General features: G+C 64.3%; 12 protein-coding genes. 7 read left to right on the top strand and 5 right to left on the bottom strand.

Features of this window, described 5'->3' with window-relative positions; genetic code table 11:
- Nucleotides 1–60 precede the first annotated feature (60 nt).
- Together bamA and fabZ are read left to right on the top strand one after the other, a co-directional pair.
- Nucleotides 61–2,349 carry an outer membrane protein assembly factor BamA gene (gene bamA, locus ACK4HL_RS09190; protein ID WP_409759028.1) on the top strand — a complete coding sequence of 763 codons (2,289 nt, stop codon included), beginning with the start codon at nt 61–63 and terminating at the stop codon, nt 2,347–2,349.
- Between the two features lie 80 nt (nt 2,350–2,429).
- A complete protein-coding gene (gene fabZ, locus ACK4HL_RS09185) occupies nt 2,430–2,906 on the top strand; it encodes a 3-hydroxyacyl-ACP dehydratase FabZ (protein WP_409759024.1) in 477 nt (158 codons plus the stop codon).
- An 87-nt stretch (nt 2,907–2,993) separates the two neighbouring features.
- Here the strand turns inward: fabZ and gltA are convergent, their stop codons facing one another.
- Both gltA and gltX read right to left on the bottom strand, forming a co-directional pair.
- Nucleotides 2,994–4,295, bottom strand: a complete 1,302-nt coding sequence (gene gltA, locus ACK4HL_RS09180) for a citrate synthase (protein WP_409759021.1) — start codon at nt 4,293–4,295, stop codon at nt 2,994–2,996.
- Between the two features lie 161 nt (nt 4,296–4,456).
- Entirely contained in the window at nt 4,457–5,878 is a 1,422-nt protein-coding gene (gltX, locus tag ACK4HL_RS09175) for a glutamate--tRNA ligase (protein WP_409759018.1), read from the bottom strand.
- A 97-nt stretch (nt 5,879–5,975) separates the two neighbouring features.
- Here gltX and ACK4HL_RS09170 point away from each other — a divergent pair, with 97 nt between their 5' ends.
- The 4 genes from ACK4HL_RS09170 (at nt 5,976) to ACK4HL_RS09155 (ending at nt 11,680) form a co-directional block, all read left to right on the top strand.
- The gene (locus ACK4HL_RS09170; RefSeq protein WP_409759015.1) at nt 5,976–8,111 is read left to right on the top strand and encodes a ComEC/Rec2 family competence protein; all 2,136 of its coding nucleotides are present in this window, start codon (nt 5,976–5,978) and stop codon (nt 8,109–8,111) included.
- 33 nt (nt 8,112–8,144) lie between these two features.
- Complete coding sequence (locus ACK4HL_RS09165; protein WP_409759012.1) at nt 8,145–8,432, top strand: chorismate mutase; 288 nt, start codon at nt 8,145–8,147, stop codon at nt 8,430–8,432.
- Nucleotides 8,433–8,475: 43 nt separating this feature from the next.
- Nucleotides 8,476–10,422 carry an FAD-dependent oxidoreductase gene (locus tag ACK4HL_RS09160; RefSeq protein WP_409759009.1) on the top strand — a complete coding sequence of 649 codons (1,947 nt, stop codon included), beginning with the start codon at nt 8,476–8,478 and terminating at the stop codon, nt 10,420–10,422.
- A gap of 346 nt (nt 10,423–10,768) precedes the next feature.
- Entirely contained in the window at nt 10,769–11,680 is a 912-nt protein-coding gene (locus tag ACK4HL_RS09155; protein WP_409759006.1) for a tetratricopeptide repeat protein, read from the top strand.
- Nucleotides 11,681–11,704: 24 nt separating this feature from the next.
- Here ACK4HL_RS09155 and ACK4HL_RS09150 read toward each other — a convergent pair whose 3' ends face one another.
- Together ACK4HL_RS09150 and ACK4HL_RS09145 are read right to left on the bottom strand one after the other, a co-directional pair.
- Nucleotides 11,705–12,403 carry a sulfotransferase family 2 domain-containing protein gene (locus ACK4HL_RS09150; RefSeq protein WP_409759003.1) on the bottom strand — a complete coding sequence of 233 codons (699 nt, stop codon included), beginning with the start codon at nt 12,401–12,403 and terminating at the stop codon, nt 11,705–11,707.
- A gap of 74 nt (nt 12,404–12,477) precedes the next feature.
- The gene (locus tag ACK4HL_RS09145; protein WP_409759000.1) at nt 12,478–12,858 is read right to left on the bottom strand and encodes a YbaN family protein; all 381 of its coding nucleotides are present in this window, start codon (nt 12,856–12,858) and stop codon (nt 12,478–12,480) included.
- 57 nt (nt 12,859–12,915) lie between these two features.
- Between ACK4HL_RS09145 and ACK4HL_RS09140 the strand changes: the two genes are divergently transcribed.
- Complete coding sequence (locus ACK4HL_RS09140; RefSeq protein WP_409758997.1) at nt 12,916–13,641, top strand: DUF502 domain-containing protein; 726 nt, start codon at nt 12,916–12,918, stop codon at nt 13,639–13,641.
- A 33-nt stretch (nt 13,642–13,674) separates the two neighbouring features.
- Here the strand turns inward: ACK4HL_RS09140 and ACK4HL_RS09135 are convergent, their stop codons facing one another.
- A complete protein-coding gene (locus tag ACK4HL_RS09135; protein ID WP_409758994.1) occupies nt 13,675–14,637 on the bottom strand; it encodes an AraC family transcriptional regulator in 963 nt (320 codons plus the stop codon).
- Nucleotides 14,638–14,765: the final 128 nt, after the last annotated feature.

Here is a 14,765-nt window from a genome sequence, read left to right as displayed (position 1 = left end):
CTTGCTGTTTTGGCCGTCGCCTTGAGCTTCCTGGCACCCATTGCTGCGCCGGGAATCGCCATGAGTTCCGCGCAGGCCCAGACCGTCTCCGCGATTATCGTGGAAGGCAACCAGCGCGTCGAAAACGAAACCGTTCTCTCCTATGTCCAGATCTCGCCTGGCGAGGCCATCGACGCCGACAAGATCGACGCGTCTGTGAAGGCGCTCTTCCAGACCGGCCTGTTCTCCGATGTGCAGATCACCCGGCGCGGTTCGACGCTGGTGGTGCAGGTCGAAGAGAACCCGATGATCAACCAGGTGAATTTCGAGGGCAACAGCGCGGTCAAGGATTCCGACCTCCTGAAGGAAGTCGAGCTGCGCGAGCGCATGATGTTCACCCGCGCCAAGGTCTTGAGCGACGTCAACCGCGTCATCGCCGTCTACCGCCGTTCCGGCTATTATTCCGTCAAGGTCTCGCCCAAGATCATCCGCCTGCCGCAGAACCGCGTCGACCTCGTCTTCGAGATCCAGGAAGGTGACGAGACCAAGGTGGAGCGCATCGAGTTCGTGGGCAACGAGGCCTTTTCCGACGGTGACCTCCGGGGCGTGGTCGGCACACAGGAGTATTCCTGGTGGCGCTTCTTCAACCGCAACGACAATTACGATCCCGACCGCCTGGAATACGACAAGGAACTTCTGCGCCGCTACTATCTCAAGAACGGCTTTGCGGATATCCGCGTCGTCTCGGCGGAGCCGGTGCTCGCCGCTGACGGTTCTGGTTTCACCATCACCTACACGGTGGAGGAAGGCCAGCGTTACAAGGTGGCCGATGTCGCCGTGAACGTCGGCGACGCCCAGATGAACTCCGACGACCTGATCTCGAAGGTCAGGACCGGGGTGGGCGACTACTACGATGCCACGCGCGTGGACAAGACGGTCGAGAACCTGACGCTGGAAGCTTCGCGCCAGGGCTTCGTCTTCGCCAAGGTGAACCCGGACATCCAGCGCAACGAGGGCCAGGACACCCTCAACATCACCTACAACATCGTCGAGGGCCCGCGGACCTACATCGAGCGCATCGACATCATCGGCAACTACCGCACCGAGGATGAGGTTATCCGCCGCGAACTGCTGCTGTTCGAGGGCGACGCGTTCAACCGCGTCATGATCGACCGCGCGCGCCGCCGCCTCACCGCCCTCGACTTCTTCGAAAAGGTCGACTTCCGCGAGGCCGAGGGCTCCGCCCCCGACCGCGTGGTGCTGGTGGTCGAGGTGGTGGAGAAGTCCACGGGCTCCATCAACTTCTCGATCGGCTACTCGACGACGGAATACGTGATCGGCTCGATCTCGCTTCAGGAGCGCAACTTCCTTGGCAAGGGCTACAACGTTCGCGTCAACTCCACGGCGAGCTTCAGGCGCCAGACGGTCGATTTCGGCTTCACCAATCCCTATTTCATGGGCCTCCCGATCTCTGCCGGATTCGACGTGTTCGCGACCAACGTCGATAACGAGGATGAGTCCTCCTACAGGAGCGAACAGGTCGGTTTCGCGCTGCGAACCGGTTTCCGGCTCGACGAGTGGAGCGGCATCAACTTCAAGTACGGCCTGACCTGGCGCAGCATCAACGGCATTGACGAAGACAATGCTTCACCGGCGGTGATCGCCACTGAAGGCGAGACGCTGAAGTCCTACGTGTCGTCCACCTATACCTGGGACAATCTCGACAGCCCCAACCGCCCCACCAATGGTTTCCGCGGCCAGTTGATTGCCGAAGTCGCGGGGCTTGGAGGCGATGTCTATTTCGGTTCACTCGAGGCGCGCGGATGGTACTTCATCCCGCTCTACGAAGACTCCGTCGTCCTCAAGCTCGAGGCGAATGCGGGGCAGGTCGTTCCCTTCGGTGATAATGAAGTTCCGCTGCAGGACCGCTTCTTCAAGGGGGCCGACTCCTTCCGTGGCTTCGCGGTGTCCGGCGTCGGTCCGCGCCAGCGCGCCAATGACTGGGACAAGGATGCCATCGGCGGCACCACCTATGCCATCGGCACGGTGGAGGTGAACTTCCCGCTCGGCATTCCCGAGGAGTGGGGCATCGAGGGCTCGCTGTTCAGCGATTTCGGCACGGTGTTCGGCACGCCGGAGGACACCGTTCCTGCAGGCACGGGGGATTGCAAATACGGGAAGAACGACGATCCCATTGATGCACGTGACTGCACCGTGTTCGACGACGCGACGTTCCGCGCTTCGATCGGCGCCGGCGTGATCTGGCAGTCGCCTTTCGGACCGCTGCGCTTCGAGGCCGCCTATCCGATCCTCAAGGAGGACTACGACAAGGAGGAGCTGTTCCGCTTCTCGATGGGCACGCGGTTCTAGACGCGCGAGCCCTGACGGCCTAGATATCGGCGGACGGCTCCCCCAGGGGCCGTCCGTCACGTTTTGGAGAACAGGCACGCATGACCGAAGCCACGACCGCGCCGGTGTTGAAGACGGCTGACATCGCGCGGATCATGAAGCTGTTGCCGCATCGCTATCCCTTCCTCCTCATCGACCGCATGTACGACATGAACGGCGAAGAGAGCGGAACCGCGGTCAAGAACGTCACCATCAACGAGCCTTTCTTCCAGGGGCATTTTCCCGGCCGGCCGGTGATGCCGGGCGTGCTGCTGGTGGAAGCCATGGCGCAGACCGCCGGGGCGCTGGTGCTTGCCCATCTGGGCGACGAGCACGCGGGCAAGCTGGTGTTCTTCATGTCCATTGACAAGGCGCGCTTCCGCAAGCCGGTGCTGCCGGGTGACGTGGTGCATTTCCATGTCAAGCTGACGAACAAGCGCCCGCCCGTGTGGAAATACTGGGCGGAGGCTCTTGTGGACGGCAAGAAGGTGGCTGAAGCCGAGATCGGCGCGATGCTCATGAACGAGCGCGGCACCTAGAGCGAATTCCACAATCCGCACGCGGATGCAAATCGCCGCTCCGTCGTTTTCCTGCGTCTCAGGCCCTGTAACAAACGGACTTGGGGCCTATTTTCCGCGCAAACTCATCGGAACGTAATCCCGGCGCGGCGAACCGGTGTAGAGCTGGCGCGGGCGGCCGATTTTCTGGCCGGGATCCTCGATCATTTCCTTCCACTGCGAAATCCAGCCCACGGTGCGGGCGAGCGCAAAGAGCACGGTGAACATCGAGGTGGGGAAGCCCAGCGCACGCAGAATGATGCCGGAGTAAAAATCGACGTTGGGATAGAGCTTGCGTTCGATGAAATACTGGTCGGAGAGCGCGGCCTTCTCAAGCTCGCGTGCCACTTCGAGGAGGGGATCATCCTTGATGCCGAGCTCGCCCAGCACCTCATGCGCGGTCTTCTGCATGATCTTGGCGCGCGGGTCGTAGTTCTTGTAGACGCGGTGGCCGAAGCCCATGAGTCGGATGTGCGAGGTCTTGTCCTTGACCTTGGCGATGAAGCCCGGGACCTTGGAGGGCTCGCCGATCTGCTGCAGCATTTCGAGGGCCGCCTCATTGGCGCCGCCGTGGGCAGGTCCCCACAGACAGGCGATGCCCGCGGCGATGCAGGCGAAGGGATTGGCGCCCGAAGAGCCCGCCAGCCGGACGGTCGAGGTCGAGGCGTTCTGCTCATGGTCCGCGTGGAGGATGAAGATGCGGTCCATGGCGCGGGCGAGGATAGGGTTCACCATGTACTCCTCGCACGGCACCGCAAAGCACATGCGCAGGAAGTTCGCGGCATAGGAAAGATTGTTCTGCGGATACATGAAAGGCTGGCCGATGTGATACTTGTAGGCCATCGCGGCAATAGTCGGCAGCTTGGCAATCATGCGATGCGAGGCGATCTCGCGCTGGCGCGGGTCGTTTATATCGGTGGAGTCGTGGTAGAAGGCCGACATGGCGCCGACCACCGCCACCATCACCGCCATGGGGTGCGCATCGCGGCGGAAGCCCTGGAAGAACCGGGTCATCTGCTCGTGCACCATGGTGTGGTAGGTGATGTTCTTCTCGAATTCCTTGCGCTGGGCCGGGGTCGGCAGTTCGCCGTGATAGAGAAGATAGCAGGTCTCGAGGAAGTCGCCGTGCTCGGCCAACTGCTCGATGGGGTAACCGCGATAGAGCAGCACGCCCTCGTCGCCGTCGATGTAGGTGATCTTCGATTCGCAGGAGGCGGTGGAGGTGAAGCCCGGATCGTAGGTGAAGGCGCCGGTCTGGGCGTAGAGCTTGGTGATGTCCACCACGTCGGGGCCGATGGTGCCGGACTTCACCGGCATCTCGACCGACGTTCCGCCGATCGTGAGAACCGCCTTTTTCGGATCGTCAGCCATCGAGGCCTCCCATTCTTCAGCCGTCTTTGTCGTGGACTATTGCATTGCACCATAAGAAGGTCAACGTCACTGACCTGATCCTTTCGTCGACCCGCCATGCACCGTCAGGGCCTTAGACCTCCTGCCGGGCGTGGCAAGTCACAATCGCGAAAGTGGCACGGTCAGCCTGCCTGATCCTTGAGGCGTGCGAGGGATTCACCCCGCCCCAGTACGTCCAGAACGTCGAAGATGCCTGGCGAGCTGCTGGTGCCGGTAAGGGCTGCCCGCAGCGGCTGTGCGACCTTTCCGAGCTTCAGGCCAGCTGCCTCGGCATAAGCTTTCACTGCAGTTTCAATCTCTTGGGTTTCCCAGTTCTCGACCTGCTCGAGCACGGGGACAACGCCTCGCAATACTTCCGCGCCGCCCTCGGCGATGATCTGGCGGGCCTTCTCGTCCATCGGGAGGGGTCGTTCGGCGAACAGGAACTGCGCGCCTTTCATGAGTTCCACCAGGGTCTTGGCGCGCTCCTTGAGACCCGGCATGGCGCGAAGCAGCTTTGCCATCATGGTCTCGTCGACGCGTGCCCTGAGCGCGGGGCCGCCCTCGGCGTGGGGCAGGAAGTCGATGAAACGAGCGAGGAGCTGGTCGTCCGCCATATGGCGGATGTAATGGCCGTTGAGATTCTCGAGCTTGGCGTAGTCGAACCGCGCGGCGGACTTGCCGATCGACTCGAGATTGAACCACTCAACCAGCTGATCCGTCGAAAAAATCTCATCGTCTCCATGGCTCCAGCCGAGGCGGGCGAGATAGTTCCGCATGGCTTCCGGCAGGTATCCCATGGCGCGATAGGCCTCGACCCCCAGGGCGCCGTGGCGCTTCGAGAGCTTGGCGCCGTCCGGCCCGTGAATGAGCGGGATGTGCGACATGTGCGGCACGCGCCAGCCCATCGCCCGGTAGATCTGGGTCTGGCGGGCGGCATTGGTGAGGTGGTCGACGCCACGGATGATATGAGTGACGCCCATGTCGTGATCGTCCACGACGACCGAGAGATTGTAGGTGGGGTTGCCGTCGGAGCGCAGAATGATGAGGTCGTCGAGGTCTTTGTTGGGGATGATGACGCGGCCCTGCACGGCGTCCTCGATCATCGTCTCACCTTCCTGCGGGGCCTTGAAGCGGATGGCGGGTCTGACGCCGGCGGGAGCCTGGGAAGGGTCACGGTCCCGCCAGGTGCCGTCGTAGCGGATCGGACGCTTCTCGGCCTCGGCCCGCGCGCGCATCGCCTCGAGATCCTCGGGCGTGCAGTAGCAGCGATAGGCCCTGCCCTGGGCGAGGAGCTGTTCGGCCACCTCGCGGTGGCGCAGCACCCGGCCATATTGCGACACGGGCTCGCCCGACCAGTCGAGTCCGAGCCAGGTGAGGCCTTCGATGATGGCGTCGATCGCAGCCGCGGTGGAACGTTCGCGGTCGGTATCCTCGATGCGCAGCAGCATCCGGCCGCCATGGCGCTTCGCATAGGCCCAGTTGAACAGCGCCGTGCGCCCGCCGCCGATGTGGAGATAGCCCGTGGGGGAAGGGGCGAAGCGGGTGACGACTGGCGATGACATGACGCCGTTCTCCGTATTGACTGACGTTAGGGAAACTGGTTGCGTGCGGTGTGCCGCCGCTTAGCACAAGGCTTTGCGGGCCGTAAGGGGAGGGGAGATGGAGGCGGCTGCCGTGGCCCTGAGCAACGCTGCAGCCGCACAGGCCGGGCGCTCCTTCCTGTGGGCTGCCCCGGGCTTGGCGGTTGGGATCGGGGTCTATTTCGGGCTCCATGGCGAGCCTTCGATCCTCCTGGCGGGCGTTGCGGCGGCGCTAGGGGCGGTGCTGATCGTGGCGGGCCGGAACGCGCCGTTGCTACTGCTCGCAGCGACGGTGGCACTGGGCTTCTCCCTGACCAAGTTCCGAGCCGAACGGGTCGCGACGCCGCTGCTCGCCGCCGCAACTGACGAAGTTCGGGTGAGCGGGCGCGTGACTCGGCTTCAGCATGTTTCCGCCAAGCGCCTGGCCATGACCCTCGAAGCGGCCTCGATCGCGGGCCTTGCGCCGGAGCGGACACCAAGGCTTCTGCGCCTCTCCTTCGCGGAAAAGGCGGGCATTCCCCCCGTGGGAGCAGAGATTTCATTCGAGGCGCGGCTCTGGCCGCTGCCTTCACCGGTGTTGCCGGGAGGTTTCGATCATGCGAGGGCGCTGTGGTTCGACGGTATCGGCGGGCTCGGACGCATCACATCGCAGATCGCCGTCGCTGGCGCACCCGTAACCCTAGCCGCACGTCTGGAGGGGGTGCTCGGCCGGCTGCGCGCCGCCATGGGCGCTCGCATCCGGGCAAGCCTGGAGGAACCCTATGCCTCCTTCGCGGAGGCGCTGATCACAGGCGAGCGCAGCAGCATTCCGCCTGAGGTCAACCGCAGCCTGCTCGTCTCCGGCCTGTTCCACATTCTCTCGATTTCGGGATTGCACATGTGGCTGGTAGCGGGCGGCGTCTTCTGGGGGGCAAGAGCGCTGCTGGCGCTGGTGCCGGTGCTGGCGCTGCGCCGGCCGATCAAGAAATGGGCAGCTGCAGCGGCGCTCGCCGCCGGGTTCTTCTACCTGATGCTCGCCGATTCCGGCGTGGCCACCGCGCGAGCCTTCCTGATGGTGGCGGTGGTTTTCTTCGCCGTCATGGTGGACCGGCCCGCGCTCTCCACCCGGAACCTCGCGATCGCGGCTTTCTGCCTGCTGGTGACGTCGCCGGAGGCGGCGGTGGAGGCGAGTTTCCAGATGTCGTTCCTGGCGGTGCTGGGTCTCGTCGCCTTCTACGAGACCTGGGCACGCTGGACGTCCGGCAGCCAGGGGCAGGCTGCGCCGCGGAGGCACTGGACCGTTCGGCTGGCCGTTAGCGGGCTTTCCGCCTTTGGCCTCAGCCTCCTCACCTCGGCCATTGCCGGGGCAGCCTCGTCGATTCCCGCCGCCTATCATTTCGGCCGCATCTCGCCATATGGCGTGCTGGCGAATGGCGCGGCCATTCCCGTGGTGGGTCTCGTGGTGATGCCCGCGGCGCTGGTCGCCTCGCTCCTCATGCCGTTCGGCCTGGAAGGACCGGCGCTGATGCTCATGGGCAAGGGGCTCCAGCTTGTCATCGCCATCTCGGACGGAGTGGCCTCCCTTCCCGGTGCCAACGCCGTCGTGGCGACGCCGCCCCAGGAGGCAGCACTCACCATGGCGGCGGGGCTGGTCTTCCTCTGTCTGCTGCGGGGGCCCGTCAGGCTTTCCGGTCTCGCCGTCATGGCGTTGGGTGCCGCGCTCGGGCTCCGGGTTCCGGCGGCACCAGACCTCCTGATCGAACGCACGGGGGTGAACGTGGCGATCCGCAATGCGGCAGGCGAACTCGTTCCGGCCTTCGCCCGCCGGGGCCGCTTCGCGGTGGAAAAATGGCTCCAGGCGAATGGGGAGGAGGCGAGCCCCGCCGAGGCGGCGCGGCGGCCCGGCTGGACCTGTGACGGGAACCGCTGCCGAACGGAGCTTCACGGCAGGCGCATCCTCTATCTGAGCCGCAGCGAAGGCGCTGTGCCCGACTGCGACGGCGCCGACGTTCTGATCGCCGATTTTCCGCTGCGCGGCGCGTGCCGCGGCGTCCCGCTTCGCATCGACCGCTTCGACCTCTGGCGCTCCGGTGCTCATGCCGTGTGGCTTGGCGGGAAGCGGCCGATCCTCCTCACCTCACGGGAAGTACAGGGTTCAAGGCCTTGGGTGGTGCGGCCGGAGAGGCGGGCGAAGACCTTCGTTCCGCCGGAGCAGCGGGACGATCCGACCGATTGACGAAGCAGCCCCGCGGAGCGCATGAGGCAGCCCATGAACAAGTCCTCACCTCACCTCACCATGAGCGAGATCCGCAAGGAGATCGACCGCATCGACGAAGACCTCGTGAAGCTGCTGGCCGAACGCCAGCGGTGGGTGGAGAAGGCCATCGTCGTAAAGAAGCGCGACCGGCTTCCCGCCCGCGACGACGCGCGCTTCCGGCAGGTCATCGACCACGTGCGCGTGCTGGCGCGCGCCCACCATGTCGATCCCGCGCTCGTCGAGGCGATGTGGACGGAGATGGTGGAGTGGTTCATCGCATACGAGGAGCGCTCCATCTGATACTCGACGCGGATGGGTGGGGAGCGCTAGAACAGCCGCCATCATGCGCTTTCCGAACCTGTTCTCGCCCTTCACTCTCAAGACCACCGAGATCCGCAACCGCATCCTGTCGACCGGACATGACACCTACCTGCCGGAAGGGGGCCTGCCCTCCGATGCGCTGATCGCCTACCAGCGCGCCCGGGCGCGCGGCGGCGCAGGACTGATCGTGATCCAGGTGGTGGGCGTGCACGAGACCTCGCGCTACACCGAGGCGCTGCTGATGGGTACCTCGGACGACTGCATCGCGCCCTTCTCGCGGCTGGTCGGTGCAATCCACGAGGAGGGCGCAAAGGTCTTCATCCAGCTCTTCCACCCCGGCCGCGAACTGCTCGGCCGGCCCGACGGCGTGGTGCAGCCCGCCTTCGCGCCCTCGCATTCGCCCTCCGAGCGTTTCAAGGTCATCCCGCGGGAGATGTCGCCGGCGCTGATCGGAGAGATTCTCGATGGCTACGGAGCGGCCGCCCGCCGCATGGCAGAAGCCGGGGCCGACGGCGTCGAGATCGTGGCGAGCCATGGCTATCTGCCTGCCCAATTCATGAACCCGAAAGTGAACCGCAGGGAGGACCTGTATGGCGGCTCCTTCGATAACCGCCTGCGCTTCACCCGGGAAGCGATCGCCGCGATCCGGGCACAGGTACCTGAGGAGTTCATCGTGGGGATCCGCATGTCGGGCGACGAGCACGACGAGGATGGTCTCGTCGAGGACGATTCGCTCGCCATCGCCCGGGCTCTCGCGCCGGAGCTCGACTATCTGAACGTCATCGCCGGCACATCCGCCACCGCTTCGGGTGCCGCCCACATCGTGCCCTCCATGGCCAATGCCCACGGCTATGTCGCTCCCTTCGCGCAGAAGGTGAAGCAGGCGACGGGCAAGGCCGTCTTCGTGGCCGGCCGCATCAACCAGCCGCAGGTCGCGGAGGAGGTGCTGGCTTCCGGGGCCGCCGACATGTGCGGCATGACGCGGGCCATGATCGCCGACCCGGAGATGGCCAACAAGGCGAGGGCAGGGCAAACGGACGACATCCGCGCCTGCATCGGCTGCAACCAGGCCTGCATCGGGCACTTCCAGCTGGGTCTTTCGATTTCCTGCATCCAGCACCCGGAAACCGGACGGGAGCTTCAGTACGAACGCAAGCCCCGCGCCCTCACCCGGCGCAAGATTCTGGTGGCGGGGGGCGGGCCGGCCGGCCTCAAGGCGGCGGCAGTGGCGGCCGAGCGCGGCCACGAGGTGCATCTCCATGAGCGCGAGGCCCAGACGGGCGGCCAGGCGCGGCTCGCCCAGCTCCTCCCCAAGCGCGCCGAGTTCGGCGGCATCATCACCAATTTGACGGCGGAAGCCGAGCGCCACGGCGCGCAGATCCACCGCCGCAGCGAGGTGACGCGCGAGCTGCTCGAAGGCGAGAGGCCGGACTCGGTGATCCTCGCCACCGGCTCGAAGCCGCACATGCCGCCCTTCGAGGGAGAAGCCGCACAGATCGTCCATGCCGCCGATATCCTGGCGGGGCGCGCCACGACAGGTTCGCGCGTCGTCGTCTATGACTGGATGGGCGACTGGGCGGGTTCCGGCATCGCCGAGAAGTTGGCCGCCGAAGGCGCCAACGTGCGACTGGCCGTCAACCATCACTGCGCCGCGGCCAGCATCCAGACCTATATCCGCTTCGAAACCGTGGCGCGGCTGCACCGGCTGGGGGTGGAGGTTCACCCCTGGCTGCGGCTCTATGGCGGCGATGGCCGGACCGCCTATTTCATCCACACCCCTTCGCGGGAGGCGGTGGTGATGGATGATGTCGACACAATCGTTCTTAACACGCCCAATCTCCAGGAAGACGGCTTGGCAAACATCCTGCAGGAGCTCGGCATCGAGCACCACCTGGTAGGCGACTGCCTGAGCCCACGGACTGCCGAAGAGGCAGTCTACGAGGGTATGCTGGCGGGGCTCGCGGTATAGTTCGCTGCTATGTTGCTCTTATGCAACAATGATCCAATTTGTGAACTCCGTCCAATTCCGCCAGATTCTCAACCTTCTATCCGCCCAAATTGCCGCCTAGCCTCGGTTTTTGCGGAGGGGGAAATCCCCTCGCGGATTCGTTAGGGGCTCAGGGCAGGAGCGGCATCGGATCATCGCAACGGTTTCTTCGCCGTGCGAGCGTTCGGTTCTTGCCCGCCGCTCACGGTCCTGTCACGGCAACGATAAAGATTGAGAAAGTGGCCCGAGAGCAATGAACCTTCCCTGCGACAGCCTGAGCTTCGCCTCCCCGAAGCATGTGGGAGAGGACTGAGGAATCGTGATTTCCGTGGCCGCACGCGGTTTCGAAGGGCGCATGAATGCGGGCTTGCGCCCTGTTCTTGCCGTTCTGGCGGTCGTTTCGGTGCTCGTGCCTGCCACTGCCGCGGAGGACGACGACCGCGGTCCCATTGCCGATTTCTATTCCTATCTTCCCGCCGCGCCGGAGCTGCGGCTGCCGGAAATTTCGATCCCGTTCTGGACGGACGATCTCAAGAAGGCCAAGCGCGCCTACAAGAACGGCAATTACGAGCGCGCCGTGAAGCTGTTCCGCAGCGCCTCGGATGACGGCAACCTGGTGGCGGACTGGTATCTCGGCCACATGTACCGGCAGGGCAGGGGAGTGCCCCGCAACGATGCCATGGCCTACAGCTATTACTCCCGCGTCGCCGAGCATTACGACCCTGACGAGGACGACCAGAACCGCCTGCGCATCACCGTCGACGCCATGGTGCGGATCGCCGACTACCAGCGCACCGGCGCCGTCAATGCAGGCCTCGCGCCCGACCCGCCCGCTGCCGCAAGGAGCTATCTCAAGATCGCCACTGCCTATGGCCATCCCGCCGCGCAGTACGCGCTCGGCGTCATGAGCATCAAGGGCGAGGGCGTGAAGAAGAACCCGCAGCAGGGCCTCAAGTGGCTGATGGCCGCGGCACGCAAGCGCTATGCCCCCGCCGAAGCCTATCTGGGCGAGCTCTATTGGGATGGAAAGATCGTGCGCGGCGACCGCACCCGCGCCTTGATGTGGTACATTCTCGCGCGTGAATCCGCTAGGCCCGAGGAGAACCCCGAAATTTACGACCGCGCCCTCCAGCTCGAAAGCAATGTCGGAGAGGACGAGAGGATCGAGGCCGAAGCGCGCGCCAAGGTGTGGGACGAGCAGTATCCGGTGGACGGCGTCAAGTCCGCGGCAAACGACTGAAATGTCTGGCGCGCCCGGACGCCCTCAGAACTGCCAGCCGAAATGTTCGATTTCCCGGGCGTAGAGCCGGGAGACCAGGTCCCGGCTGCGGCTGTCATACATTGCGCGGTAATCCCGCGCGGCTGCCGGCCTGAAACCTGACTTCGCCTGCGACAAGACCTGCACAGGGGGAAGCCCGATGTCGGACGTCACCTTCGCAAGGTCGTCTGCGAGCCGGTCATAGCGGATGATCGCTTGCGTCACCACCTCGCCCGCGATCGAGTAGATATCCCAATTGCCGATGTCCTTCGCCCCCGCGATGTACTCCGCGAATGTGGGCTTTTTCGCCTCGTTCTTGAACTTGAAGAAATACATCGAAACTTCCCGGTCCCACGGATTGCGCTCGATGCTGAACTTGAAATAGGAGTCGAAGACGGCAGCGCCCACCCTCGGGCGCAACTCGCTGGCCGTGACGTGCCCGAAATAGCCGATGCCTTTGAGGTCTTCCCGCTTCGCGCCCGGCCGCCACCCCTTGTCCCACCGGGCAGCCATTGCCTGCGGCCAGTCCGCCCGCGGGAACAGGTAATTCTGCGGCCCCGGCACAATCCCGTCCCCGTCGTCTTCCGTGATCCGCGTGATGATGTCGTCCGGACCGCAATACGGCCGCAGCGAAATCTCGATGCTGGTACCTGCGGTCTTCCTCGTCTTGAGAAAGATGAACCTGTTCTTGTGGCTGACGATCATGGAGCCCCTGCGGCGTTGGCGAGCTGCATCTCAGCCCGAAAACGACCGGAGTCAAGCCGCTCCCGGGCCTCGTCTCAGGGTTCGCGGCGCCGGCTGGGGCGCGACAGCACATAGGCCCCGGCACCCGTCATGACGAGGCCTGCCGATATGACCGCCCAGGCCGGGGCGTCCGAGCCGAACTGGAGATACCCGAACATCGCCGTCATCATGGTGATGGCAAGAACCTTGGCACCGGGCGGGATCACGCCCTCATCCTCCCAGTCGCGCACATAGGCCCCGGCAAGGCGGTGGCCGCGGATCTTCTCGGCAAGTTCGGGCGAGGACCGGGAAAAGGCCCAGACCGCCACCAGCAGAAAGGGCGTCGTCGGAAAGAGCGGCATGATGATGCCGATGACGCCGAGCCCCACGCAAAACCAGCCCGCCCCGAGCAGGAGAGGGCGCCGCAATGCCCTCATGCCGCCGGCTCTCCCGCCCTTGCGGAGCGCTGCCGCTTCATGTCTATTGACCTGCCCATGCCAAAATCACCCGATCCACCCTCTCAAGTGAAGACGGTCGATGTCGAAATCAAGACGCAGACCTCCCTCTTCGGCAGGTTGCGCGCCTATTTCTTCACCGGGCTCGTCATCACCGCCCCGATCGCCATAACTGTCTGGGCGACGTACTGGTTCGTGACGATGTTCGACGCGTGGGTGAAGCCGCTCCTGCCTGCGAACTACAACCCCGACACGTACCTGCCGGTCAGCATTCCGGGCTTCGGTCTCGTCGTGGCGCTGATAACCATCACGCTGATCGGCGCCATGGCGGCCAACCTCGCCGGCCGCACGATGATCGCGATTTGGGACAAGACGCTCTACGCGATGCCGGTCGTGCGCTCGATCTACAAGGGATCAAAGCAGATATTCGAGACGCTGTTCTCGCAAAAGGGGGCATCCTTCCGCTATGTCTGCCTTGTCGAATGGCCAAGGAAGGACGCCTGGTCCGTCGCCTTCGTCTCTCGCGAGGTGGATGGTGCCGACATCGGCCTCGAGGCTGGAAGGGCCATGTATGCTGTCTACGTCTCGACCACCCCCAACCCGACATCGGGCTATGTCTTCTTCGTAGACGTGGAGGAGGTGAAGATCCTCGACATGAGCGTGGAAGACGGTCTCAAGCTGGTGATCTCGATGGGATTGGTTTTTCCCGAGCGGCCCTTGCTTCCCGGCGAGGAGGCACAGGCCGCTGCCGCGATGGTGCGATGAGTGGCTTTCTCGGCCAGTTGAATCGCTTGGGGCTCAGTGCAGCCGCCGCCGCCAATGACCCGGCGTCATGCCCACGCAGCGTTTGAAAGTTCGGCAGAAGGCAGCCTCGGATTCATAGCCAACCTCGTTGGCAACCCTCGAAACGTTTGCGCCGTTCCGCTGCAGCAGGTGCGTTGCGAGCTGCATGCGCCACGTCGTCATGTAATGGATGGGCGCCTGACCGACGAAATGGGCGAACCGGCTGGCGAACACGGATCTCGAGAGCCCCACTTCCCGTGCCAGCCTGTCGACCGTCCATTCCTCTCGCCAGCGGCCATGGATCAGGTTCAGTGCGGCGCCGATATGGGGATCGCGCAGACCGGAAAACCAACTGGGCTCCTCCGTCGGAAGGTTGTCGATATAGCGCCGCAGCGCATCGACGAAGAGCAGTTCAGCAAGGCGGGCGAGTATCGTCTCACCCCCCGTCCTGCGGCTCTCCGTTTCCGCGACGGCCAGCATGAACAGAGCCATCAGGCTCTTGCTGGTGTCGGACATTGGAACGTGGAACAGCCGCGGAAGGCCGTCGATGATCGGGTTGAATGGCCGCACGTCGCATCCGAGATAGCCGCAGACGAAATGGGCGGCATCTCCCGTGCCATCTCCCGGACCGATGAAGAAGGGCAGGGGCCGGTTGTCAGGTCGATAGTAGTTCTCGATTTCAGGCTCCGCCCGCATGCCCGGCGATGAGCACAGCACATGCCGGTCTGCCTTCGGCAGGATTATGACGTCGCCTTCTTGCAGCCGGATCGAGGCCCCAGGAATGGCGGGAGCCTCGACCCAGCACTCACCCTTGAGTACGGCATGAAACACGATCACATGATGCGCCTCGGGCATCACCTTGCAGGCGATCACCGCCCCCTCCGGCGTTTCCGCCACCCAGGGGGCGCGCCGCTCCACGTCGAAGAAAACGGCGCCGGTCAGCCTTACCGCTCTCAAGACATCCGAAAGAACGTCCATCGCGTCGCTCCATGAGATTAGGGGCGGCTCAGGCACGATGCATGGAAACAGCAGGACGATCGCGCAAGAAATCGGGCGGCACGGTCATCCTAAAGGACGTGAACTTATCATAGTGTCATCCCCCGGTC

Source organism: Aestuariivirga sp. (genome assembly GCF_046294715.1).
GTDB lineage: Bacteria > Pseudomonadota > Alphaproteobacteria > Rhizobiales > Aestuariivirgaceae > Aestuariivirga.
Note: the sequence above shows the minus strand (reverse complement) of the source record. Positions and strands in the feature narration are given on the sequence as shown.